The organism is Paramesorhizobium leguminum (assembly GCF_003217235.1).
Lineage (GTDB): Bacteria > Pseudomonadota > Alphaproteobacteria > Rhizobiales > Rhizobiaceae > Paramesorhizobium > Paramesorhizobium leguminum.
The window spans coordinates 60,502-85,187 of the sequence record NZ_QJTF01000005.1; the positions used below are offsets into that span (position 1 = coordinate 60,502).

The following is a 24,686-nucleotide window of genomic DNA, read 5'->3' on the forward strand; positions in this document are numbered from 1 at the left end:
TCTAAGAGCCTAGAGCATCTTCGAGGAATGCTTCAAGCTGCGCGATGTGTTTCGACATGAGGCCCGTCGCCGGCGAGGCCGCCGCCGGACGACCGGTATAGCGCACCCGCTGGTGCTTGGCGTCGATATGGGCGAGTACCCATTCCAGATAAGGATCGATGAACGACCAGGCGCCCATGTTCTTCGGCTCTTCCTGGCACCACACCATCTCCGCGTTGCGGAAACGCTGGAGCTCGGTGATCAGCGCCTTGGCCGGGAACGGATAGAGCTGCTCGATGCGCAGCAGGTAGACATCGTCGATGCCGCGCTTCTCGCGTTCCTCGTAGAGGTCGTAATAGACCTTGCCCGAGCACATGACGACACGGCGGATCTTCGAATCCTTCTGCAGCTTGATCGGCTGGTCCTTGAGATACTGCGCATCGTCCCAAAGGAGACGATGGAAGGTGCTCTCGCCCGACATCTCCGCCAGCGTCGATACGGCGCGCTTGTGGCGCAGCAGCGACTTCGGCGTCATCAGGATCAGCGGCTTGCGGAAATCCCGCTTCATCTGGCGGCGCAGGATGTGGAAATAGTTAGCCGGCGTCGTGACGTTGGCCACCTGCATGTTGTCTTCGGCGCACATCTGCAGCCAGCGCTCCAAACGCGCCGACGAATGCTCCGGCCCCTGCCCCTCATAGCCATGCGGCAGAAGGCAGACGAGACCGGACATGCGCAGCCACTTGCGTTCGCCCGACGAGATGAACTGATCGAACACCACCTGCGCGCCATTGGCGAAATCGCCGAACTGCGCTTCCCACAGGGTCAGCGCCTGCGGCTCCGCGAGCGAGTAGCCATATTCGAAGCCAAGCACCGCCTCTTCCGAGAGCATCGAGTTGATGACCTCATAGAGCGCCTGCCCCTTTTGCAGATTGTTGAGTGGGATATAACGCTGCTCGCTCTCCTGATCGTAGAGCACGGAGTGGCGTGACGAGAAGGTGCCGCGCTCGACATCCTGCCCCGACAGGCGGATCGGATGGCCGTCAACCGCAAGCGAGCCGAAGGCAAGCGCCTCCGCCGTTGCCCAATCGATGCCCTCGCCCGTCTCGATCATCTTGGCGCGGTTGTCGAGGAAGCGCTGGATGGTGCGATGGACATGGAAGCCATCGGGCACTTCGACCAGCTTCTTGCCGATTTCCTTCAGCGTCTTGATCGGCACCGCCGTCTTGCCGCGGCGCTGCTCGTCCTCATTGTCGGCCTTGCGAAGGCCAGACCACGCGCCGTCCAGCCAGTCGGCCTTGTTCGGCTTGTAGCTCTGGCCCGCCTCGAATTCCGTCTCGAGACGCGCGCGCCAGTCGGCCTTCATCTTGTCGATCTCGTCCTGCGTCAGCAGGCCCTCGGCGATGAGCTTGTCGCCATAGAGCTGCACCACGGTCTTGTGGGCGCGGATTTCCTTGTACATCAACGGCTGCGTGAACGCCGGCTCGTCGCCTTCATTGTGGCCGAAGCGGCGATAGCAGAACAGGTCGAGGACGACGGGCTTGTGGAAGATCATGCGGAATTCGGTCGCAACCTTCGCCGCATAGACCACCGCTTCCGGATCGTCGCCATTGACATGGAAGATCGGCGCTTCCACCATTTTCGCCACATCGGAGGGATAGGGCGAGGAGCGCGAGAAGGCGGGATTGGTCGTGAAGCCGATCTGGTTGTTGATGATCACATGCAGCGTGCCGCCGACCCGGTAGCCCTTGAGACCGGAAAGGCCGAAGCACTCCGCCACCACGCCCTGGCCGGCAAAGGCCGCGTCGCCATGCAGCAGCAGCGGCATCACCTTGGCGCGTTCGCTGAGCGGCACCACCTCGTCGCGGGTGCCGCGCCCGGCAAGCAGATCCTGCTTGGCGCGCGCCTTGCCCATCACGACAGGGTTGACGATTTCCAGATGCGACGGGTTCGCCGTTAGCGACAGATGAACCTTGTTGCCGTCGAATTCACGGTCCGAGGAAGCGCCCAGATGGTACTTCACATCGCCCGAACCCTCCACGTCGTCGGGCGCATAGGAACCGCCCTTGAACTCGTGGAAGATGGCGCGGTGTGGCTTCGCCATTACCTGGGAAAGCACATTCAAACGCCCGCGATGCGCCATGCCGAGCACGACCTCGCGCAGGCCCATTTGCCCGCCGCGCTTGACGATCTGCTCCAGCGCCGGGATGAGCGATTCGCCGCCGTCGAGGCCGAAGCGCTTGGTGCCCTTGTACTTGACATCGATGAACTGCTCGAATCCCTCAGCCTCGATCAGCTTCGACAGGATTGCCTTCTTGCCTTCCGCCGAAAAGGCGATGCCCTTGTCCGGCCCTTCGATGCGCTCCTGGATCCACGCCTTTTCCGCAGGATCGGAAATGTGCATGAACTCGACGCCGATGGTCGAGCAATAGGTACGCTTGAGGATATCGATCATCTGCGGGATCGTCGCGTATTCGAGACCCAGCACATTGTCGATGAATATCTTGCGGTCGTAATCGGCCGGCGTGAAACCATAGGTCTCCGGCGCCAGCTCCTTGTAATCTTCCGGCGGCTCGGCAAGATTCAAGGGATCGAGATTGGCATGGAGATGACCGCGCATCCGGTAGGCGCGGATCATCATGATGGCGCGGACCGAATCCCGCGCCGCATTGGTGATCGCAGCCTCGTCGATGACAGGCGCGGCCGCGCCATTCGCGGCAGGCTTGCCCGCCTTCGCCTTCAGCTTGTCGGCGATGTGCTTCTCGACCTCGCCCCAATTACCGTCGATCGCGGAGACGAGCTCGCCATTGGCCGCCACCGGCCAGTTGGGCTTCGTCCAGGACGCGCCTTGCGCATTCTTCCGCACATCCTCGGCGTCATCGTGAAGATTGGCGAAGAAATCCCGCCATTGCTGATCGACCGATGCCGGATCGTTCTTATACTTCGCGTACAGTTCCTCGATATAGTCGGCATTACCGCCATAGAGGAATGAAGTTAGAGCGAAAAGGTCGTTGGCCCGTTCTGGGGCTTGTTCCTGCCGTGCCATGTGTCTTGCCGGAGTGTCCGCTCCGTCTCCTTTGAAGGGTGGGATAGTTCGGTAAAGTAACAAGGCAATATATCGCCAATATTTCCTTTACTACCCTACGCCTTACTCCCTTGATACTTTCACCGGACAGTAGGGCAATAAGGCAACAGGACAGTCTATCTGACTGTCCCCGCTGCCTTATGCCTTTAATGTCTTAGCCTTTCAGCACCTCGACCAGCGTCTTGCCGAGCTGTGCCGGCGACGGGGAAACGCGGATGCCCGCTGATTCCATCGCCGCGATCTTGTCTTCCGCGCCGCCCTTGCCGCCGGAGATGACTGCGCCGGCATGGCCCATGGTGCGTCCGGGAGGGGCCGTGCGGCCGGCGATGAAGCCGACCATCGGCTTGCTGCGCCCACGCTTGGCCTCGTCCTTCAGGAACTGCGCCGCATCCTCTTCCGCCGAACCGCCGATCTCGCCGATCATCACAATCGACTTGGTATCGTCGTCGGCAAGGAACATCTCGAGGATGTCGATGAACTCCGTGCCCTTGACCGGGTCGCCGCCGATGCCCACCGCCGTCGTCTGGCCGAGGCCTTCGTTCGACGTCTGGAACACTGCTTCATAGGTAAGCGTGCCCGAGCGCGAAACAACACCCACCGAGCCCTTCTTGAAGATATTGCCCGGCATGATGCCGATCTTGCACTCCTCAGGCGTCAGCACGCCGGGGCAGTTCGGCCCAAGCAGGCGCGAATTCGACTTGTCGAGCCGCGCCTTCACCTTGACCATGTCCATGACGGGAATGCCCTCGGTGATGCAGACGATGAGCGGGATTTCCGCCTCGATCGCCTCGATGATCGCGGCAGCGGCGCCTGCGGGCGGCACATAGATGACCGATGCATTCGCACCAGTTGCTTGCTTGCCTTCGGCCACCGTGGCGAAGATTGGCAGGCTTTCGCCCTTCGATCCTGCCCACGTCTCTCCACCCTTCTTCGGGTTGATGCCGCCGACCATCTGGGTGCCGTAATAAGCAAGCGCCTGCTCGGTGTGGAATGTACCGGTCTTGCCGGTAAGGCCCTGCACGAGGACCTTGGTGTCTCTGTTGACGAGAATGGACATAGAGTTTCCTAGAGTCTCTTGAGGTCGGTCACGGTGAGATCGCTTTTGGCGTTCCCGGTGTTGAGGGTGGTCGCCGGCTCGAACATCAGGACGATGGGCTCCACGCTCAGCGAGCGCGGCCTGTGTTCGACCGAGCGCGGCACGACGATGAAATCGCCTTCGCCGAGCTCGACGGAACCATCCCGGAAGTCGATGGCGATTTTTCCACGCAAGACAAGGAAAGCCTCGTCTTCATTCTCATGCGCATGCCAATCGAACTCATCACCGAACTTGGCGACCTTCGCCTGCGAATCGTTGACGTCTCCGGCGATATGCGGATCGAAGACCTTGTCGATCTTGCGATCGGCCTCTTCAACGAGATTGATCTTGCGTGGCGGCATCGTATCAGCCCTTCACTGCCGCGACGATCTTCTGCGCCGCATCGTCGAGGTCGTCGGCCGAGATGACGTTGAGGCCGCTCTCGTTGATGATCTTCTTGCCGAGCTCGACATTGGTGCCTTCGAGACGGACCACCAGCGGAACCTTGAGGCCCACTTCCTTGACCGCCGCGATCACGCCTTCGGCGATGACGTCGCACTTCATGATGCCGCCAAAGATGTTGACGAGGATGCCCTCGACAGCCGGATCGGCGGTGATGATCTTGAACGCCGCCGTCACCTTCTCCTTGGAAGCGCCGCCGCCGACATCGAGGAAGTTGGCCGGCTCCGCACCGTAGAGCTTGATGATATCCATCGTCGCCATGGCAAGGCCCGCGCCGTTGACCATGCAGCCGATATTGCCGTCGAGCGCCACATAGGCGAGGTCGTATTTCGACGCCTCGATTTCCTTGTCGTCCTCTTCCGTCGTGTCGCGCAGTTCGAGGATATCAGGATGACGGAACAGCGCGTTGTTGTCGAAGGAAACCTTGGCGTCGAGAACACGCAAATGACCGTCCTTCATCACGATCAGCGGGTTGACTTCGAGCAGGCTCATGTCCTTCTCGGTGAACGCCTTGTAGAGGATCGGGAACAACGTCAGCGCATCCGCCTTGGCATCACCCTCGAGCTTCAGCGCATCGGCGAGCTTCACCGAATCGGCTTCCGTCACGCCCGTTTCCGGATCGATGGCGAGCGTCACGATCTTCTCAGGCGTCTCCTCGGCGACGGCCTCGATGTCCATACCGCCCTCGGTCGAAACGACGAAGGCCGGACGTCCGACGGTGCGGTCGATCAGGATCGAAAGATAGAGCTCGCGCTCGATATCGGCGCCGTCTTCGAGATAGAGACGGTTCACCTGCTTGCCGGCGGGGCCAGTCTGCTTGGTGACGAGCGTATTGCCCAGCATCTCCTTGACGTTGGCGACCACCTCATCGATGGATTTCGCCAGCCGCACGCCGCCCTTGGCGTCGGGGCCCAATTCCTTGAACTTGCCCTTGCCGCGACCGCCGGCATGGATCTGGCTCTTGACCACATAGAGCGGGCCGGGAAGCGACTTCGCCCACTCTTCCGCCTGCTCGACGGAATAGACGGCCACGCCGTTGGCGATCGGCGCGCCGAAAGTGTGCAGCAGGCGTTTGGCCTGATATTCGTGAATATTCATCGGATGTCCTTTTTGGATTGCCCAAGCCGCTATCAGCGGAACGTTTCCAAATGATGGAGATAGGCGCCGACCGTGACGAGAGTACCATCACGATCGGTTGAACTTTATTTCAAGGATGGCGCGATCGTCTCGCATGCGTCGCAGAGGCCCTTGACGGCAGCCACGGACTTGTCGAACTCCGCCTTCTCGTCGCCATCGAGCGCGATCTCGATCACCCGCTCCACGCCGTTGGCGCCGATGACGGTGGGAACGCCAACATACATATCCTTGACGCCATACTGGCCGGAGAGATGGGCGGCGACCGGAAGCACCCGCTTCTTGTCCTTGAGATAGGCTTCGGCCATCTGGATGGCAGAGGCGGCCGGCGCGTAATAGGCTGATCCGGTCTTGAGCAGGCCGACGATCTCCGCGCCGCCGTCACGGGTGCGCTGAATGATCTGGTCGAGCTTCGCTTGCGTCGTCCAGCCCATCTTGACGAGATCGGGAAGCGGAATGCCGGCGACCGTCGAATAGCGCGGCAGCGGCACCATCGAGTCGCCATGGCCGCCCAGCACGAAGGCCGTCACGTCCTCGACCGACACGCCGAATTCCTCGGCAAGGAAATAACGGAAGCGGGCCGAGTCGAGCACGCCCGCCATGCCGACGACCTTATTCTCAGGCAGGCCAGAGAACTTCTGCAGCGCCCAGACCATCGCGTCGAGCGGGTTGGTGATGCAGATGACAAAAGCGTCGGGCGCATGCTTCTTGATGCCCGCGCCGACCTGTTCCATGACCTTGAGGTTGATGCCGAGGAGATCGTCGCGGCTCATGCCCGGCTTGCGCGGCACGCCGGCGGTGACGATGACCACATCCGCGCCTTCGATGGCCGAATAGTCGTTCGCGCCGGTGAACTTCGCATCGAAGCCATCGACGGGCGAGGATTCGGCGATGTCGAGGCCCTTTCCCTGCGGCGTGCCTTCGGCGATATCGAACAGAACGACATCCCCGAGCTCCTTGAGGCCGGCGAGATGCGCGAGCGTGCCGCCGATCATGCCGGCGCCGATGAGGGCGATCTTGTTGCGTGCCATGCTGGTTTTCTTCCCTGAACTGTGGTGCCAAGAAATGCTTGAAACCGTCCAGCGACATCAGGAACGCCTCAAGCAGCTGGGCAGGTCGATAGGCCTGTTTGAAAAAGAACTCAACCGATTCTTTTGTTGCCAATATTTTCAATCGGTTAGAATTATAAACTCTTACGTAAACGTCAATTAACTTTGACAATCCGGTGACAATTTAGAGGCCCACTTCTCAAGTACCTGACAATTCTGGCGCGGTACGCGGATCGCCCGCCTCCGCCTCCTTCAGATATTCCTCGCTCTGCATCTCAAACAATCGCGAGGCCGTTCGATCAAACTCAAACGCTTCCGTGCCCGATGTCGCCTCATAGAGCTTTTCCGGCGTAGCCTCCGCCGAAATCACCAGCCGCGCATGATGATCATAGAGCGTGTCGATAAGAAGAATGAAGCGCTTGGCCTCGTTGCGCCGCGCGTAGTCGAGGACGGGCACGTCGTCGATGAAGATCGTGTGATAGCGCCTGATAACCGCCATGTAATCGGACGCGCCGAGCGGTTTGGAACAGAGATCGCCGAACGTGAAGCGGGCGGCATTGCCCGCCGCGCGCGGCACCAAAACGTCGTGCCCTTTGACGGTTAGAACATCGGAATGCTCTTCCGTCCCACCCTTCGCGATCTCCCACGCAGCATCCATCAGCCGCCGCGCGTCGCCCCCGAGCGGCGTCACATAGACCGGCTGGCGGTTGAGCTTCTCAAGCCTGTAATCCGTGCGGGAATCGAGATTGACCACATCGACATGGCGTTTCAGAAGCGCGATGAAGGGAAGGAAGAGCTGGCGATTGAGCCCGTCGCGATAGAGATTGTCCGGCTGGACGTTGGACGTCGCCACCAGCACCACGCCGCGCTCGAAAAGCGCGCTGAACAAGCGCGACAGGATCATCGCGTCAGTGATGTCGGTCACCGTGAACTCGTCGAAGCAAAGCACCCAGGCGGCTTCCGCCAGCGCATCGGCGACCGGCGGAATGGGGTCTTCCTGCTTGGTCTCGCCTCGCTTGAAGGCCTGCCGGTGCGCGTGGATGCGCTCATGAACATCGGCCATGAAATCATTGAAATGCGCCCGGCGTTTGCGATTGACCGGAACCAGCGCAAAGAACATGTCCATCAGCATGGTCTTGCCGCGGCCTACCTCGCCGTAAATATAGAGGCCCTTTACCGGCTCCCGGTTTTCCGCCTTGCGCCCGAACAACCATCCGAGCGCGCTCCCCTTCTTGGAAAGCCGCTTTTGGCCGAGTTCCTCGATCAACCGGTCGAACCGGTCGGCAAGCGCAAGCTGCGCGGAATCCGGATCCACCTCCCCGGCCGCCGCCATCGCATCGTAACGCTCGCGCACGGAAGGAAACGCCTTCAGCTTTTGGTCAAAGGACATTTCCGTCAGGTCCGTAGTTTACTTCACTGCATCTGATATCAGCGGGACAGACTGATCGCCTGCCCGTTGGTGGTCTGCCCATCGAAGCGGCCCTCGCCGGATGAATAAAGCTGTGCCACCGTGCCGCCCGAAACGTCATAGAAGACGAGCTGCTTGCCATTGACCGACCAGGCCTTGAGATTGGCCAGTTCACCCGGGCATTTCAACGGACCGGCGTGATAATACTGGCCGAGTTTGGTCTGCGGCGTCGCCACCTTGCAGGTTTGGCCTCCGACAGAAACGCTCCACACGCCGGCGACTTTGCCCGGCGTCAAATCCGGTGCCGTAGCCGGCGGGATGTTGGCAACTTGCGTTCCCCCGGGCTGGGAGGGAGCGGCGCCCTGGGGGCCGGCAGGCGCGGGAGGAAACGACGATGCGCCGGGCGCGGGCAGCGCGCTCTGCTGCACATTGCCCGCCGGCGCGGCGCGCAAGGGCGGAGGAGGAGGTGGCGGCGAAACCGTATCGAGATTGCCAAGCCGTTCACTCTGGCATCCTGCGGCGAGGACGGCCACTGCTGCAAGGCTCATCAGACCCGCCTTCGAAATTCCGCTCGTTCTTGAAATACCCATAACGATCTCCTCTACGCAGGCGAGCCTCTATTCCCGACGCTGCCTTTGGTCAATGCTAAAGCACGATCCCGCAAAGTTGCAGATGGATAAGATCATGCGAGCCTAGCGAAGTGATAAAATGGCGATGCTGGCGAAAATGCAACCGCGAGCGCCGATCAGTCGCATCTATAGCACCAGATCGCACATTCCAGCCTAAAAAAGTCCGTGACTGGGACAAGGATGTCACACTCCCGCAGCGCCTCCTTATCAAGGCCTTTTTCCGCATCACAACGCGGAACCGTACCGTGAATTGCCCGTTAGGACGAATGTAGCTGCACAGTCCGAACCGCCACAGGGGTATTGGAAACATGATCAAATGGATTGTCATTCTGCTGATTATCGCGGCCATAGCCAGTTTACTGGGCTTTCGCGGCGTTGCCGGGGCCGCCGCCACAGGGGCCAAGCTTTTGATCTTCGTCGTTCTGGTCGCGCTCCTGCTTGCGCTTATTTTCGGCGGCATCGTCATAGCCTGATACTGGGCCTGACACGAGGCTGAAACCATGCCCGGAATGAGAGTCTGGCAATTCCCGGCCAATTCCGCCATATAAGCCCCATATCGCGAATTTTTGGGACCAGCGACGAGCCATGGGCGAGCAAGCGGCTTTTGCCAGGATGAACGGGCTCGGCAACGAAATCATCGTTGCCGACATGCGTGGACGCGGCGACCGCATCGCGCCGGCGGCGGCGATTGCGCTCGCACGCGATCCGGCGACGAAGTTCGACCAGATCATGGCGATCCATGATCCGAAGGCTTCCGGCACGGACTATTATGTCGAAATCATCAATCGCGACGGCTCGCTGGCCCAGGCCTGCGGCAATGGCATGCGCTGCGTTGTGCAGGCGCTTGCCGCCGAAACCGGGCGCGACCGCTTCACCTTCGAAACGCTGGCCGGCATTCTGACGGCGGAAGAGCACGCCGATGGCCTCATCTCCGTTGACATGGGCAAGCCGCGCTTCGGCTGGCAGGAAATCCCGCTGGCGGAAGAATTCGCCGACACGCGCCGGATCGAACTTCAGGTCGGCCCCATCGACGCGCCCGTGCTGCATTCGCCCTCCGTCGCCTCCATGGGCAATCCGCATGCGATTTTCTGGGTCGACCGCGACGTCTGGTCCTATGAACTGGAAAAGTTCGGCCCGCTTCTGGAAAATCATCCGATCTTCCCCGAGCGCGCCAACGTCTCCATCGCTCAGGTTACCGCTGATAACGCATTGACCCTGCGCACCTGGGAGCGCGGCGTGGGCCTCACCCGCGCCTGCGGCTCCGCCGCCTGCGCCGCCGCCGTCAACGCCGCCCGCACAGGCCGCACCGGCCGCAACGTTACCGTCACCGTGCCCGGCGGCCCGCTCCAGATCGAATGGCGCGGCGACGACCATGTCATCATGACCGGCCCGGCGGAATGGGAATTTGCAGGCAGCTTCGACCCCGCCACCGGCACGTGGACGCGCGACGCCGCCGCGTCACTTGAGCGAGGCATGGCATAATGGCGGTCGAGATCGTCACCTTCGGCTGCCGCCTCAACACCTATGAATCCGAGGTGATGAAGCGCGAAGCCGACGCCGCCGGACTGGGCGAACTCCGGGGCGGCGCGATCGTCTTCAACACCTGCGCCGTCACCAGCGAAGCGGTGCGGCAGGCTCGACAGGCAATCCGCAAGGCGCGCCGCGAAAACCCGGAGGCGCGCATCATCGTCACCGGCTGCGCCGCGCAGACCGGCGCCGACGACTTTGCCGCGATGGACGAGGTCGATCTCATTCTCGGCAATGAAGAGAAGCTGAAATCCAACTCCTACCGGATGTTGCTGGATTTCGGCGTCAACCAATTCGAAAAAGTCCGCGTCAACGATATCATGGAAGTGCGCGAGACGGCGAGCCACATGGTCGACGCCATCGAGGGCCGCGCCCGCGCCTTCGTCCAGGTGCAGAACGGCTGCGATCATCGCTGCACCTTCTGCATCATTCCCTACGGTCGCGGCAATTCTCGCTCCGTGCCGATGGGCGCGGTGGTCGAACAGGTGAAGCGTCTCGTCGGCAATGGCTACCTCGAAGTTGTGCTGACCGGCGTCGACATGACCAGCTACGGGCCGGACCTGCCGGGCAGCCTGCGTCTTGGCAAGCTGGTGAAGACCATCCTGGCGCAAGTGCCCGACCTCCAGCGCCTGCGCCTGTCCTCCATCGATTCCATCGAGGCCGATAACGATCTGATGGAAGCGTTGGCAAATGAAAAGCGCCTGATGCCCCATCTGCATTTGTCGCTGCAATCGGGCGACGACATGATCTTGAAGCGCATGAAGCGTCGTCACCTGCGCGATGATTCCATCCGCTTCTGCGAGACTGTGCGCCAGATCAGGCCTGATATCGTTTTCGGCGCCGACATCATCGCGGGTTTTCCCACGGAAACGGAAGAAATGTTCGAGAACTCGCTGCGAATTGTTGAGGAATGCGGCCTGACGCATCTTCACGTCTTCCCATTCAGCCCCCGCGAAGGCACGCCCGCCGCACGTATGCCGCAGGTAGCGCGCCAAACCGTCAAGGAACGCGCCGCACGGCTGCGCGCCGAAGCCGACCGCGCCTACACGGCGCATCTGGCTAAGCTCGACGGCACCGTGCAGAGAATACTGGTAGAGCGCGAGGGGCTGGGCCGCACCGAGGGCTTCACGCTTGTTGCCCTCGATGGGGGCGAGCCGGGTTCCATCATCGAGCGGCGAATCGCCGGGCATGACGGTGAAAAGCTCATCGCCGCCCAACCCGAGCGGCAGGTGGCGTAACCATGGCTCTCGGATTCATCAAAAAGATATTCTCCTTCGGCAGGAAGCAAGCCGAGGAGACGCCCGCCGACAATGCGCCCGAAGAGGTGCTGGACGCGGAGGCCCTCGAAGCTGTCGCGCCGGAAGAAGCGCCTGAGGAAGCGGAAGAACCCCAACCCGTTCTTGCCGCCGAAGAAGCCCCTATTGCGGAATTCGAAATCGCCATCGACGCGCCGCCCGCCATGGAGCCGCTGCAGGTCGAACCTGAGCCTGAAGCCGTAGTACCGGAGCCTGCCCCGGCGCCGGTTCCGCCAAAACCCAAAAAAGTCGCGGTGGGAAAATCCGTCGAGGCGCGCGAAGAGGAAGCCCCTCCCGCAGAGCCGGAAAAGAAAACGACCTGGTTCGAGCGCCTGCGCCATGGCCTGTCGCGCTCCTCGCAGCAATTGGGCGATTCCATTGGCGGTATTTTCACCAAGCGCAAGCTCGATGAAGAGACGCTTCAGGATCTCGAAGACGTGCTGATCCAGGCCGATCTGGGCCTTGAGACGGCCATGCGCATCACCGATGCGCTGTCCTCCGGGCGCTACGGCAAGGACATCGCCACCGACGAAGTCCGCGCGGTTCTGGGCGAGGAGATTGAAAAGGTGCTGGCTCCCGTGGCAAAGCCGCTGGAACTGGACCTTTCCCACAAGCCGCATGTCATTCTCGTCGTCGGCGTCAACGGTACCGGCAAGACCACCACCATCGGCAAGCTGGCGGCGAAGCTCACCGCCGGCGGCCTCAAGGTGATGCTGGCAGCGGGCGATACCTTCCGTGCCGCCGCAATCGAGCAGCTTCACATCTGGGGCGAGCGCACCGGCGCGCCCGTCGTCTCGTCAAAGCTCGGCGCCGATGCGGCAGGGCTCGCCTACGATGCCTGGGAAAAGGCCAAGGCGGCGGGAAGCGATGTACTGATCATCGATACCGCCGGCCGCCTGCAGAACCGGACCGAACTGATGGACGAACTGGCCAAGATCGTCCGTGTCCTCGGCAAGAACGATCCGGAAGCGCCGCATACGGTGCTCCAGACCCTCGACGCGACCACCGGGCAGAACGCGCTCAATCAGGTCGAGATTTTCAAGAACATCGCGGGTGTCAACGGCCTCGTCATGACCAAGCTCGACGGCACGGCGCGCGGCGGCATTCTCGTCGCCATCGCGGCCAAGCACAAGCTGCCGGTCTATTTCATCGGCGTCGGCGAACAGGTCGACGATCTCGAACCCTTCGCCGCGAAGGATTTCGCCCGCGCAATCGCAGGAGTGGCATGAATGGAACACCCGATCTTCGAACGCGATCCGTCCGATCCGGCAACCCTGTCGGACCCGATCCGCAAGGAGTTGCCGCCCATGCTCAAGCTGGCGCTGGAACTCGGACCACTGCTCGTCTTCTTCTTCGCCAATGCGCGCGGAGAATGGCTGCTGGAGCGTTTCCCTGCATTGGGCGCCATCGGCGGCCCGATCTTCGTCGCCACCGCGCTCTTCATGGCGGCGACAGCGCTGGCGCTCATCGTCTCATGGGCGATGACGCGCACATTGCCGATCATGCCGCTCGTCTCCGGCATCGTCGTCCTCGCCTTCGGCACGCTGACGCTCTGGCTGCACAACGACACCTTCATCAAGATGAAGCCGACCATTGTCAACGGCCTGTTCGGCGGCGTGCTGCTCGGCGGGCTCCTCTTCGGCAAGTCGCTTCTGGGCTATGTCTTCGACCAAGCGTTCAAGCTGGATGCCGAAGGCTGGCGCAAGCTGACCTTCCGCTGGGGCCTGTTCTTCCTGCTGCTCGCCGTCCTCAACGAAGTGGTCTGGCGCAATTTCTCCACCGACACCTGGGTCGCCTTCAAGGTGTGGGGCATCATGCCGATCACCGTTATCTTCACGCTTGCCCAGATGCCGCTTATCATGAAGCATTCCTTAGAACCTATCGGGGAGAAGAAATAATGCCAGTCGCTCCGCTCCCGCCGCTCGAAATCGAGCAATTCCCGTGTCGCAGCGATAATTTCGGGGTCCTCATCCACGACCCGGAAAGCGGCCTCACCGCCACCATCGACGCGCCTGAGGAGGCGGCGATCCTGACGGCGCTGAAGCGGCGCGGATGGTCGCTGGATTATATTTTCACCACGCATCACCATATCGACCACGTGGAAGCCAACCTTCCGCTCAAGGAAAAATTCGGCCTCACCATCATCGGCCCGGAGGCTGAAAAAGCAAAGATTCCGGGCATCGACCGCACCGTCTCCGATGGCGACCGCTTCGAATTCGGTCGCTTCGAGGTGCATGTGATCGAAACACCGGGCCATACGGCGGGGCACATTTCCTATTATCTTCCGCAGGCCAAAACGGCGTTCACCGCCGACACGCTGTTTGCACTCGGCTGTGGCAGGCTTTTCGAGGGCACGCCGGCCACCATGTTCCGCTCACTTTCGCGGCTCGTTGAACTTCCGGGTGACACGGTCGTTTATTGCGGCCATGAATATACCGAAAGCAACGCCCGTTTCGCTCTTACAATCGATCCGGAAAACCCGGCATTGAAGGAACGCGCCAAGGAAATCACCCGCCTGCGCGAGGCGGGCAAGCCGACGCTTCCCACCACGATCGCGCTCGAAATGGCCACCAACCCATTCCTGCGCTGGCATGACCCACGCATTCGCGCCCAGCTGGGAATGCAAAATGCGAGTGACGAAGAGATCTTCACCGAGATCCGCAAGCGGAAAGATCATTTTTGAGGGGATAGCGAACAGCTCCCGTTCGATCGGAAAATAGCCATGGGCCGCCGGGTTGCCCGCAACGCCGCCTTCCCATGATGAACGGAACGGCGTTTGTCCCGGCAATCGGCCCTACCTGCCCGACAATTAGCAAGCGTACCGTCCACATCCAGAAGCGGCTCGACTTTTCCAAAAAAATCGCTAGCAGATGAGTGCAGTGTTTGTGATGTGGAAATATGCAGAGAATCCCCGATTTCGACGGCCTGCGTTTTGTGTTGTGTTTGGGAATAGCGTTTTTCCATTACTCCTTCCGTCTTCCTATCGAAAACACGGAATTACAAAATGTCATTCTGCGTTTTTCCTATTTTACCGATATATTTTTCATACTGTCCGGCCTGTTCCTGGCGCGCAGGCAAAATTATGTGTGGAATAGGCGCAGCTATGTTGCCTTCATAGCAAAACGGCTGGCGCGGATTTATCCGCTGCATGTCGCCGTTTTTTCCTGTTTCGCTCTCTTATCGGTGCTGACCGCAGCGGGGATATTGCATCCAAACATCCAGCCCGACCTGAGCTGGCGGAATGCCTTGGCGCAATTGTTTCTCGTCCACGGCTGGGGAATGGGCAGGAGTTTTTCCTATAATTACGTCAGCTGGTCGCTGAGCGCCCTGTTCTTGATGTATCTCTGCTTTCCATGTTTCGACGTGCTTCACCGGCGATATGGCGGAGGAGTGCTCATTCTTGTCATAGCTGCGGTGATCGGGGGCGAATACTTGGCGCGACGTTTGGGCGCTCCCTCTCTGACCCGGGTGCAATTTGCGGATATCGGTGTGCTACGCGCCTTGCCGTCATTTCTGTTCGGCATGTGGCTGGCCAGACTGCGGCCCACGGAGTTTTCCCGGCTGTCGATAAGCTTCGCCCTGATCGCCTGCCTGCTGGTGTTTCTGTTTTACCAGCCGTCCTATCCGGTCGGCAGCGGTCCCACCCTCGAGGGGCCGTGGCGGCTGCTGTTCCTTTATGTGTTTATGTTTGTTCTCTTCGTGGCAAGCATTCAGGGCATCTCCACGCCGTTGCGCTGGTCAGGATTCGTGACGTTTTCCCGCTATAGCTTCGGCATTTTCATCCTTCATCCGCTGGTTGGCTTGTTGTTTTTCAATGCGCTCCCCGCCACATGGGGAAGAAGCGTTGCGAGCGCGCTTCTCCTGGCTTCCGCCGGTGTCCTTGTCAGCGTCTTTGTGGCAGCCATTGCATGGCGGCTATTCGAAAATCCAGTTCATCGCTGGCTGATCGGCAGGATCGATGCCTGGGCAAAGCGCCCGCATACCGCTCTAAGCGTGCCGAACTAGTGCCGTCCGGTCAAATGCCGGAGACGGTTGCGGACCATGCGGGCGATATCGCGTGTGCGGCGGTAGAGGTGAATCTGCGAAGCGGCCTGCTGCGTAGCACGATGGGCAGCGGGATTGAGGCCGATCACCAGCGTCTCTATGGTTTCACGCTCGTGGAAGAGACGCGACATGACGGGATGATCGGGCACTGCGCAGGAATCGGTGCGCGCGATGTTCGGGTCTTCAAGATGGTTCTTCACCACCTCGATCATCAGCAAAGTCCCGGGAGAATAGGCGCTCAAATCTTCATCGTAGGCGGTCTTCCAGGTCCAGGCCTCGCCTGCTTCGACGAAGACGATAAGGATGGCGACGGGCTGGCCATCCAGCTCAAGCGTGTGGATACGGGCAAGGTCGCGCTCCGCCAGCCGATTGACCGCCTCGCGGGCGAAAGCGGCGCGGTAGCGGTCTACGGCCATGGCGCTGCCGCGCTTGCCCTTCCAGCCTCCTGCTTCCAGCGCGAGAAAATTCTCGAAGCGGCGGCGGATTTCCTCAGGACTGCGGGCGACGCTGTAGGAGAGATTTCCTTGCCCCGCGAGCTTGCGCCATAACCGGGCATAATCCCGGCGGTGATGCGAGCCGATGGCTTGACGCAGATAGGCATCGCCCTCCATCCGGCTTTCCAGGAATGGGCGCTCGACGCGCTCGATAGCGGTTAACGGCAGGTTGCGGCCAAGCGCGATGCTGCGAATGAGCTGCGCGACGGAGCCGTTGGAGCGCATGTCCGGCAGGACGAGCACCTCCGGCATCTTGAGATGCCTGCGTGAAAGAATATCGAACAAATCTTCCAATACGCTGACGGGATCATCGCGGTCGATCAGCGGAGTGCCCTGCGGGCCGAAGGGCGTCGCCCAGGCGCGGATGATCGGCGCGGAAACGGCAATGCCCGGGCGTTCGATCGTATAGGGCATCAGGAAGCGCAGGCGGCTGCGCGTCTCGCTTTCGTCGCGCATCACCATGAAACGCACCTGCCTGTCATCGAGCCGCGGCATTGCCGGAGCGAGGAAGCGTGGATTGACGAATATGTTGGGCTCTATGGTCCGGAAAGTCAGGTGATCGAGTTCTTCAAGCAAATCGAAGCCGGCGGCGGCGCCATAAATGGCGAATTTGCGGGGAATATCGCGATGCCCGAGACTTTCCTCCAGTTTCTTGGCGACTTCGCCCGTCACATCCGTTTCGGCGAGCTCCGAGACAAGGCGCGCGGCGGACCCTCCCGCCGCTTCTTCGAGAAGGGGAATGGCAACCATCAGTATTGCTCCTCCGGTCGATGTATCCTTGGCGCTGGGGCAAAAACGAACATCGGAATGCCCAGACGGCGATGAACCATCAAGGAAAGGGCAGAGGCCTCGAAAACCATGGCGATTGCGGTGGCGAGCGCGGCGCCCACAAGGCCGAAACGTGGAATGAGCAGCATGTTCAATGCGACATTGATGAACAGTGCAACCGCATAGAGCGCGGCGCAGACATTTTGGTTACCCGACATATTGAGCAAACTCTCCGCCGGTCCGACACTGGCGCGTGCGATCACCCCAATGATGAGCACGAAGAGTAGCGGATAACCTTGCGTGAATGAAGAGCCGAAGAGCGAGAGCATCGGTTGGCCCAAAAGCAGGAGCACGATACCCAGGCCGAGCGTCGGCCAGAATGTCCACCGGACTGAACCGCTGACGAAGCTGGCGAAACGCTGCCGATCGCCGCTGTGCAGCAGTTGCGAATAGCGCTGGGCGACGCCGGCCTTGACGGCGAAATAAACAAAATGCGCCAGCGCGAGAATTTTGACGGTAGCAAAATAGACCGCGACATGGTCCGGGTCCATGTAATGACCGACCATAAGAACATCGACATTGATGAGTAGGAAAAAGAAGCCCTCGACCAGAAAAATCGGAACGGAAACGACGAACCACTCGCGCAGGCGCAGACTGCGGCCGCCCTTTGGAACAATGCGGGAGATGCTGCCTCTGACAATGGTGAACTGGCCAAGCGTCGTCACCCAGGTCGCCAGTATCGCGGCGAATAGTGCCGTCACCGCCGTTGGCGCGAAACCCGCCAGGACTGCCGCGATCATGAACAGGAGCGAGAACAGCGGCCTTGCTATATAGGTCGGCGTCAACGCCGTGACCACCCAGGAACGCGAGCGGGCCGTGCCATCCAGCATGTCGCCGAGTGCAATCATCGGCACGCAGACAAGCCCGAGGTAGAAAGGCATGACATAGTAGTTTTCCAGATGATCGCGAAAGAGAAAGACGCCGAGCGCGCCCAGAAGGGCAATGAGTGTTGAAGCGATAATGCCAAACACCCGCCCCATCCACAATATGCCGCGTATTTCATCGTAGAGATTGCGCTCGAAATATTCCGGCACATAGCGAATGATGGTGGTGTGCAAGCCCAGGCAGGATAGATTGCCAATGATAATGGCGCTGATCCACACCAGCACGTAAATGCCGTACTCGAACTCGCCCATCCAGCGGGCCAGCACGATCTGTGCAACAAGCGCGATTGCCGCACTGACAAGGCGGATGGCGAAGGCGGCAAGCGAGGAGCGCTGCGCACCGGCCTGCGGATTGGATGCGGTCAACAACGCATCGACACGCTCCATCAGCGGACGGAGGCGCAAGGAGAACCTTTCCGGCAAAAGCCGGTCCGCTGCCGTGGCCGCTGAAAAACGCAAACGCAATTCTCCCACCGATATAATGGGCGCAAGTTAGGGTAGAATCTTAAAAAAAGAGTTCGTGAGGTTCCGCCGCTTGCCCCGCGCATGCCATAACAAAACCACGCATTTCATGCGCGGCTTTTGTGTCAGAGCGATGGCAAAGGGGATCAGGCGGAAGGCATTAAATTGAGAGCCGCGTATTGAAGCAGCAATATGGTTTTTCCGTCCTGTATCGCGCCTGTGCCGATCATCGCCAACGCTTCGTCCAATCCCAGTTCAAGCACTTCGATATCCTCGCCTTCGCTCACGTTTCCACCACCGCTGGATTTCCGCATGGCGGGATCATATTCGGCGATGAAGAAATGCAAGCGCTCGGTGACAGAGCCGGGACTCATGAAGCAATTGAAGATTTCGCGGGCTTCTCCCAGAACCAGTCCGAGTTCCTCCTCGACTTCCTTGCGGATGCGCTCCTCGGGAGAAGCTTCGTCGAGCAAACCGGCAGCCGCCTCGATCAGCAGTTCGTCATAGCCATTGACATAGGCGGGAAAGCGGAACTGCCGCGTAAGCAAGACCGTGCGGCGTGCCGGATCGTAGGGCAGGAGCGTCGCGCCATTGCCACGATCATAGGTTTCGCGACTCATGGTCTGCCAGCTGCCATCCGAGCGCAGCCAATCGAAGGATGTCTTCTTGAGGACATACCAATCGTTGGAGAGGGTGGAAACTTCGTTGATGCGAATACGATTCTTGACTGACATGCGGGCCTGCCATCGACAATCGGGAAGAAGCGAAACGAATTTTTTCGTTGAAAGCCTTTACCCTTCCGGCACGCCCGGAAGGGCAAAGAGATAACGCTTTAGGCAAATACGCCGTGACAATGCTTGTATTTCTTGCCTGATCCGCAGGGACAGGCCTCATTGCGCCCAACTTTGCCCCAGGTAGAGGAATCGTTCGGGTCGCGGTTCTCGGGATCGACGAACTTCGCCTCCTCGTGCCGCACAAGAAGCTCGCCCTCGCCGAAATCATTTTCACCGGTTGTTCCGTCGATATGCTCGCCGAACATCGGCGGTGGCGCCGGCTCCGGGGCGGTGGCCACCTCGCGCACGAGCTCGACGCGCATCAGCTGCGCTGTCACCGCCTGCCGCAGATTGCCGAGCATGGTCTGGAAAAGCTCGAAAGCCTCGGTCTTGTACTCGTTCAGCGGATCACGCTGCGCATAGCCGCGGAATCCTACGACGGAGCGTAAATGGTCAAGATTGACCAGATGCTCGCGCCAGAGGTGATCGATGGTCTGCAGGATGACGGACTTTTCGACATAGGCCATGACCTGCGGGCCGAAGCGCTCGGCCCGCTCGGTGGCGGCCTTCTCCGTAGCCTCTGTCAAGCGGGCGAGAATTTCCTCCTCTGCGATGCCTTCTTCGGCAGCCCATTCATGAACCGGCAGATCAAGATTGAGATGCTCGCGAACCCCGTTCTGCAGGCCGTCGATATCCCATTGCTCTGCATAGGCATTCGCCGGAATGTGGGTGCGGACCAGATCCTCGACCACCTCCTGGCGCATTTCGGCTGTGGTTTCGCTGAGATCTTCGCCATCCATCAACTCCAGACGCTGCTCGAAGATCACCTTGCGCTGATCATTCATCACATCGTCATATTTGAGCAGGTTCTTGCGGATTTCGAAGTTGCGCGCCTCGACCTTCTTCTGCGCCTTCTCCAGCGCCTTGTTGATCCAGGGATGGACGATGGCCTCGTCTTCCTTGAGACCAAGCTTCTGCAACATGCCGTCCATGCGATCGGAGCCGAAGATGCGCATCAGGTCATCCTGCAGCGACAGGAAGAATTTCGAGCGGCCGGGGTCGCCCTGACGGCCAGAACGGCCGCGCAGCTGGTTATCGATGCGGCGGCTTTCGTGGCGTTCCGTCGCGAGCACGTAAAGGCCGCCGGCGGCTAGCGCCTGCTCCTTCAGCTTGGCAATATCGGCCTTGATGGCCGCGATTTTCGCATCGCGTTCTGGGCCTTCCGGCACGTCGTCCAACTCGTGGCGCACGCGCATTTCAAGATTGCCGCCAAGCTGGATATCGGTGCCGCGGCCCGCCATGTTGGTGGCGATCGTTATAGCGCCGGGAACACCGGCCTGCGCGACGATATAGGCTTCCTGCTCGTGATAGCGGGCGTTCAGCACCTGGAAGTTCTTGATGCCGTCCTTGCGAAGCCGCTCGGCCAGCTGTTCCGACTTCTCGATGGAGGTCGTGCCGACCAGGATGGGCTGGCCCTTGGCGTGGGCCTCGCGAATGTCCTTGACGATAGCCTTATATTTCTCCTCGACCGTGCGGTAAACCTCATCGTCCTCGTCGAGACGGCGGACTGGGAGATTGGTCGGCACCTCGGTCACTTCGAGACCGTAGATATTGCCGAACTCTTCCGCTTCGGTGTTGGCCGTTCCGGTCATGCCGGACAGCTTCTTGTACATGCGGAAATAGTTCTGGAAGGTGATCGAGGCCAGCGTCTGGTTTTCCGGCTGGATGGTGACGTGTTCCTTCGCCTCCAGCGCCTGATGCAGGCCTTCGGAATAACGCCGGCCAGGCATCATGCGGCCGGTGAACTCATCGATGATCACGATCTCGTCGTTGCGGACGATATAATCCTTGTCACGCTGGAACAGCTTATGGGCGCGCAGCGCATTGTTGACATGATGAACGATAGCGACGTTCTCGATGTCGTAGAGCCCGTCGCCCTTGAGATGGCCGGCGTCCTGAAGCATGTTTTCCAGCTTCTCGGTGCCTTCCTCGGTGAAGGTCGCGGTCTTCTGCTTCTCGTCGATCTCGTAATCGGAAGGCTCGAGCCTCGGAATGAAAGTATCGATGAGATTGTAGAAATCAGAACGGTCCTCGAGCGGACCGGAAATAATCAGCGGTGTGCGCGCTTCGTCGATCAGAATCGAATCGACTTCGTCAACGATGGCGTAGTTGTGGCCGCGCTGAACCATCTGCGCGCGGTCATATTTCATGTTGTCGCGCAGATAGTCGAAGCCGAATTCGTTGTTGGTGCCGTAGGTGATATCGCAGGCATAGGCCTCTCGGCGCTGGTCGTCGTCGAGACCATGGACGATGACGCCGGTGGTCAGCCCGAGGAACGCGTAGAGACGGCCCATCCATTCCGCGTCGCGGCTCGCCAGATAATCGTTGACGGTGACGACATGGACGCCCTTGCTTTCGACGGCGTTCAAATAGACCGGCAGCGTCGCCATCAACGTCTTGCCCTCACCGGTGCGCATCTCGGCGATGCCGCGATTGTGCAGCACCATGCCGCCGATCAACTGCACGTCGAAGGGGCGCATTCCGAGCACGCGCTTTGCAGCCTCGCGCACCGTGGCGAAGGCATGAGGCAGAAGATTGTCCAGCGTCTCGCCATTTGCGAGAGCGGCCTGAAATTCCGCCGTCTTGGCCTGGAGCTGTTCATCGCTCAGGGCCTCATAGGTTTTTTCAAGCGCAGTGATCTCATCGGCGCGCGGACGCAGGCCCTTGACACGGCGGTCATTGGAAGAACCGAAAATCTTGCGGGCTAGACCGCCGAAGCTGACCATCACTGGTCCTTTCTCATCCGTTCAGCCGGTGATCCGGCATTCTCTCAGACTTTATTTACTCTCATAGAAAAATTTGCAAGAAAAGTCATGGGTCCGGTTATCTCGACCGGGCGCACTTCTTCCGCAAGCTCTGGACGCAAAGCCGAAGGACAGATAAGAGGGGGGTCGAGTGATGTCAACGCAGAAGGAGGGAACTGGAAATACGCATCTTCGCGCATTCGCAATGCGCCGGACGACCCTAAGTGAAGCATTCTACCTATTTTATTTAAGCCGCATTAGGCGACACGGATTTCATCCGGCCGCAAAATGCTTTAGCAAAATTTCGCCTTATTCATAAAGCCGTAAGGCCTTCGAAGGAGTGACTCCAATGACCTATTATCGCAAAGCCCTTTCCGCTTTGGCCGCGACCGCACTAATCGCAATCGCCGCCCATGGCGCATACGCCCAGGACAAGGCGCCCGTCGCCGACCCGGCAAAGGTGCTCGCAACCGTTAACGGCCAGCCGATCACGCAGGCTGAGGTGGATCAGGCGTCGAGCGACCTTGACCCGCAGTTCTCCCGCCTGCCGGCGGAGCAGCGGCGGCTTGCCGCGCTTGCCGCGCTCATCGATATCAAGGCGCTCGCGACCAAGGGCAAGACCGAGAAACTCGACCAGACGCCGGAATTCAAGCAGCGCATGGATTTCCTCCAGGATCGCGCGTTGCACAACGCATATTTCGAGAAGGAGATCGTCGGCAAGATCAGCGACGCCGACGTTCGCGCCCGCTATGATAAGGAAATGGCCGCGACACCGCCGCAGAACGAGGTTCGCGCCCGCCATATCCTGGTGAAGACCAAGGAAGAAGCGGACGCCATTATCAAGAAGCTCGACGGCGGTGCGAAGTTCGAAGACCTGGCGAAGGAAAACTCGACCGACGGTTCCGCTGCCAACGGTGGCGATCTGGGTTATTTCAGCCAAGGTCAGATGGTACCGGAATTCGAAAAAGCGGCTTTGGCGCTCGAGCCGGGCAAATATACCAAGGAGCCGGTGCAGACGCAGTTCGGCTATCATGTGATCAAGCTTGAGGACAAGCGCGCACAGCAGCCGCCCGCATACGATCAGGTCAAGGAACAGGTACGTTCTATCATCATGCGCGAGCGCTACGTCGATCTGATGAAAAAGCTTCGGGGCGACCTTAAGGTAAGCTATACCGATCCGGAAATCGAAAAGGCGATGAAGCAGGCAAGCGGTGAAGCTGCTCCCGCCGAAGCTGCCCCTGCCAAGGAAACGCCGAAGCCGTAATTTTGCGGATTGGCTCGCGCCCTCCTTCCCCCTTGCGGGGAAGGTGCCCGCGGAGCGGGCGGATGGGGGTGGTGATGGCTGCGCTTTTGCTGGAAACAGTCGCGTAAACGTCACCACCCCCACCCGACCCTTCGGGCCACCCTCCCCGCAAGGGGGAGGGAAGGTGCGAGCCAATTCGGCAGGGGGCACTGACTCGCCAGCGTTTCTATCTAGAACAAATGCTCCATAATATCTGGGGAACCCATGTCGACATCCGTTTCTCCGCTTGCTCCGAAACATTATCCGGCAATGCCGGCCATCGACGGGGTACGCATAGCCACCGCCGAGGCCGGTATCAAATACAAGGGTCGCACGGATGTGCTGCTCTTCGTTTTTGATCGGCCGGCGGAGGTGGCGGGTGTGTTCACGCGCTCGAAGTGCCCCTCGGCGCCGGTCGATTTCTGTCGGCAAAACCTGGTTCACGGCAAGGCGCGCGCCGTTGTTGTCAATTCGGGCAACGCGAATGCCTTCACCGGCAAGAGGGGACGCGAAGCTACGGAGAAAACCGCCGCTGCCGCATCGGCTGCAGTAGGCTGCGCATCAAATGAAGTCTTCCTGGCATCGACGGGTGTGATCGGTGAGCCGCTCGACGCGGGCAAGTTTTCCCATCTGCTCGATGGCATGGCGCGGGACGCCAAGGCTGACCGCTGGCTCGAGGCCGCCAAGGCCATCATGACCACGGATACCTATCCGAAAGTAGCAACCGAGACCGTGCTTCTGGCTGGCGTTCCGGTGACGATCAACGGTATCGCCAAGGGCGCCGGTATGATCGCGCCCGATATGGCGACGATGCTGTCCTTCGTCGTGACCGACGCTCCGATTGCCGCCTCCGTGTTGCAGGCCCTCCTGGACAAGGCTGTAGGCGCGACGTTCAATTCCGTGACTGTGGATAGCGATACCTCGACCTCCGATACGTTGATGCTGTTTTCGACCGGCACGGCGGCGACACGCGGTGCACCCGCCATTGCCGATGTCGATGACCGGCGCCTCGACGATTTTGCCAGGGCGCTGGGCCGCGTTCTTCATTCATTGGCCTTGCAAGTGGTGCGCGACGGCGAAGGCGCGCGCAAGATGATCGAAGTCCAGGTGACGGGGGCAGCAACTTCCGTCTCTGCCAAGCGCATCGCGCTGTCGATCGCCAATTCTCCACTGGTGAAGACAGCGGTTGCCGGCGAGGATGCCAATTGGGGCCGCGTCGTCATGGCGGTGGGCAAAGCCGGAGAACCGGCGGACCGCGATCTACTGTCAATCTGGTTCGGCGATATCCGCGTGGCGCATGGCGGCGAGCGCGATCCGGCCTATTCCGAGCTTGATACCTCAGCCTGCATGAAAAACGAGGACATCGCCATTCGCGTCGATCTGGGGATTGGCGATGGCACGGCAACGGTCTGGACCTGCGATCTCACGAAGGAATATGTGGCGATCAATGGCGATTACAGGAGCTGAGATGATTG

Annotated in this window: 20 protein-coding genes; 9 read left to right on the plus strand and 11 right to left on the minus strand. The window is 60.2% G+C overall.

Features of this window, described 5'->3' with window-relative positions; all coding sequences use genetic code 11:
• Window position 1: 1 nt before the first annotated feature.
• The 7 genes from C7477_RS05730 to C7477_RS05765 form a co-directional block, all read right to left on the minus strand.
• Complete coding sequence (locus tag C7477_RS05730) at window positions 2-3,022, minus strand: 2-oxoglutarate dehydrogenase E1 component (protein ID WP_110749953.1); 3,021 nt, start codon at window positions 3,020-3,022, stop codon at window positions 2-4.
• A 193-nt stretch (window positions 3,023-3,215) separates the two neighbouring features.
• On the minus strand, window positions 3,216-4,118 hold the full coding sequence (gene sucD, locus C7477_RS05735) for a succinate--CoA ligase subunit alpha (protein WP_110749955.1): 903 nt from the start codon (window positions 4,116-4,118) through the stop codon (window positions 3,216-3,218).
• 8 nt (window positions 4,119-4,126) lie between these two features.
• Complete coding sequence (locus tag C7477_RS05740; protein ID WP_110749958.1) at window positions 4,127-4,498, minus strand: cupin domain-containing protein; 372 nt, start codon at window positions 4,496-4,498, stop codon at window positions 4,127-4,129.
• Between the two features lie 4 nt (window positions 4,499-4,502).
• Window positions 4,503-5,696 carry an ADP-forming succinate--CoA ligase subunit beta gene (gene sucC, locus C7477_RS05745; RefSeq protein WP_110749960.1) on the minus strand — a complete coding sequence of 398 codons (1,194 nt, stop codon included), beginning with the start codon at window positions 5,694-5,696 and terminating at the stop codon, window positions 4,503-4,505.
• Window positions 5,697-5,800: 104 nt separating this feature from the next.
• Window positions 5,801-6,763 (minus strand): malate dehydrogenase, encoded by a 963-nt coding sequence (mdh, locus tag C7477_RS05750; RefSeq protein WP_110749962.1) that lies wholly within the window; start codon window positions 6,761-6,763, stop codon window positions 5,801-5,803.
• A gap of 217 nt (window positions 6,764-6,980) precedes the next feature.
• Window positions 6,981-8,171, minus strand: coding sequence for a cell division protein ZapE (zapE, locus tag C7477_RS05760; RefSeq protein WP_110749966.1), 1,191 nt, complete (start codon window positions 8,169-8,171; stop codon window positions 6,981-6,983).
• Between the two features lie 38 nt (window positions 8,172-8,209).
• Entirely contained in the window at window positions 8,210-8,779 is a 570-nt protein-coding gene (locus C7477_RS05765; RefSeq protein WP_110749968.1) for a protease inhibitor Inh/omp19 family protein, read from the minus strand.
• 347 nt (window positions 8,780-9,126) lie between these two features.
• Between C7477_RS05765 and C7477_RS05770 the strand changes: the two genes are divergently transcribed.
• The 7 genes from C7477_RS05770 (at window position 9,127) to C7477_RS05800 (ending at window position 15,645) form a co-directional block, all read left to right on the plus strand.
• On the plus strand, window positions 9,127-9,291 hold the full coding sequence (locus C7477_RS05770; protein ID WP_110749971.1) for a DUF1328 family protein: 165 nt from the start codon (window positions 9,127-9,129) through the stop codon (window positions 9,289-9,291).
• 112 nt (window positions 9,292-9,403) lie between these two features.
• Window positions 9,404-10,300 carry a diaminopimelate epimerase gene (dapF, locus tag C7477_RS05775; protein WP_110749973.1) on the plus strand — a complete coding sequence of 299 codons (897 nt, stop codon included), beginning with the start codon at window positions 9,404-9,406 and terminating at the stop codon, window positions 10,298-10,300.
• Window positions 10,300-11,583 (plus strand): tRNA (N(6)-L-threonylcarbamoyladenosine(37)-C(2))-methylthiotransferase MtaB, encoded by a 1,284-nt coding sequence (gene mtaB / locus C7477_RS05780; protein ID WP_110749975.1) that lies wholly within the window; start codon window positions 10,300-10,302, stop codon window positions 11,581-11,583. The genes dapF and mtaB overlap by 1 nt, the downstream gene beginning before the upstream one ends.
• A 2-nt stretch (window positions 11,584-11,585) precedes the next feature.
• Entirely contained in the window at window positions 11,586-12,869 is a 1,284-nt protein-coding gene (gene ftsY, locus C7477_RS05785; RefSeq protein WP_110749977.1) for a signal recognition particle-docking protein FtsY, read from the plus strand.
• On the plus strand, window positions 12,870-13,538 hold the full coding sequence (locus C7477_RS05790) for a septation protein A (protein WP_110749979.1): 669 nt from the start codon (window positions 12,870-12,872) through the stop codon (window positions 13,536-13,538).
• A complete protein-coding gene (gene gloB, locus C7477_RS05795) occupies window positions 13,538-14,323 on the plus strand; it encodes a hydroxyacylglutathione hydrolase (RefSeq protein ID WP_110749981.1) in 786 nt (261 codons plus the stop codon). The genes C7477_RS05790 and gloB overlap by 1 nt, the downstream gene beginning before the upstream one ends.
• Before the next feature lie 215 nt (window positions 14,324-14,538).
• Window positions 14,539-15,645, plus strand: a complete 1,107-nt coding sequence (locus tag C7477_RS05800; protein WP_110749983.1) for an acyltransferase family protein — start codon at window positions 14,539-14,541, stop codon at window positions 15,643-15,645.
• On the opposite strand, the gene bspF is transcribed toward C7477_RS05800, so the two are convergent.
• The 4 genes from bspF to secA all read right to left on the minus strand — a co-directional run bounded on the left by bspF (window position 15,642) and on the right by secA (window position 21,911).
• Window positions 15,642-16,928 (minus strand): type IV secretion system effector crotonyl transferase BspF, encoded by a 1,287-nt coding sequence (gene bspF, locus C7477_RS05805; RefSeq protein ID WP_110749986.1) that lies wholly within the window; start codon window positions 16,926-16,928, stop codon window positions 15,642-15,644. The two genes, C7477_RS05800 and bspF, sit on opposite strands and share 4 nt — an antisense overlap.
• Window positions 16,928-18,349 (minus strand): lipopolysaccharide biosynthesis protein, encoded by a 1,422-nt coding sequence (locus C7477_RS05810; RefSeq protein WP_181418357.1) that lies wholly within the window; start codon window positions 18,347-18,349, stop codon window positions 16,928-16,930. The genes bspF and C7477_RS05810 overlap by 1 nt, the downstream gene beginning before the upstream one ends.
• A gap of 149 nt (window positions 18,350-18,498) precedes the next feature.
• The gene (locus C7477_RS05815; RefSeq protein WP_110749988.1) at window positions 18,499-19,086 is read right to left on the minus strand and encodes an NUDIX domain-containing protein; all 588 of its coding nucleotides are present in this window, start codon (window positions 19,084-19,086) and stop codon (window positions 18,499-18,501) included.
• A gap of 98 nt (window positions 19,087-19,184) precedes the next feature.
• Window positions 19,185-21,911 (minus strand): preprotein translocase subunit SecA, encoded by a 2,727-nt coding sequence (gene secA, locus C7477_RS05820; RefSeq protein WP_110749991.1) that lies wholly within the window; start codon window positions 21,909-21,911, stop codon window positions 19,185-19,187.
• A 367-nt stretch (window positions 21,912-22,278) separates the two neighbouring features.
• Here secA and C7477_RS05830 point away from each other — a divergent pair, with 367 nt between their 5' ends.
• On the plus strand, window positions 22,279-23,193 hold the full coding sequence (locus tag C7477_RS05830; protein ID WP_110749993.1) for a peptidylprolyl isomerase: 915 nt from the start codon (window positions 22,279-22,281) through the stop codon (window positions 23,191-23,193).
• A 243-nt stretch (window positions 23,194-23,436) separates the two neighbouring features.
• The gene (gene argJ / locus C7477_RS05835) at window positions 23,437-24,678 is read left to right on the plus strand and encodes a bifunctional glutamate N-acetyltransferase/amino-acid acetyltransferase ArgJ (RefSeq protein WP_110749995.1); all 1,242 of its coding nucleotides are present in this window, start codon (window positions 23,437-23,439) and stop codon (window positions 24,676-24,678) included.
• The last annotated feature ends 8 nt before the right edge of the window (window positions 24,679-24,686 follow it).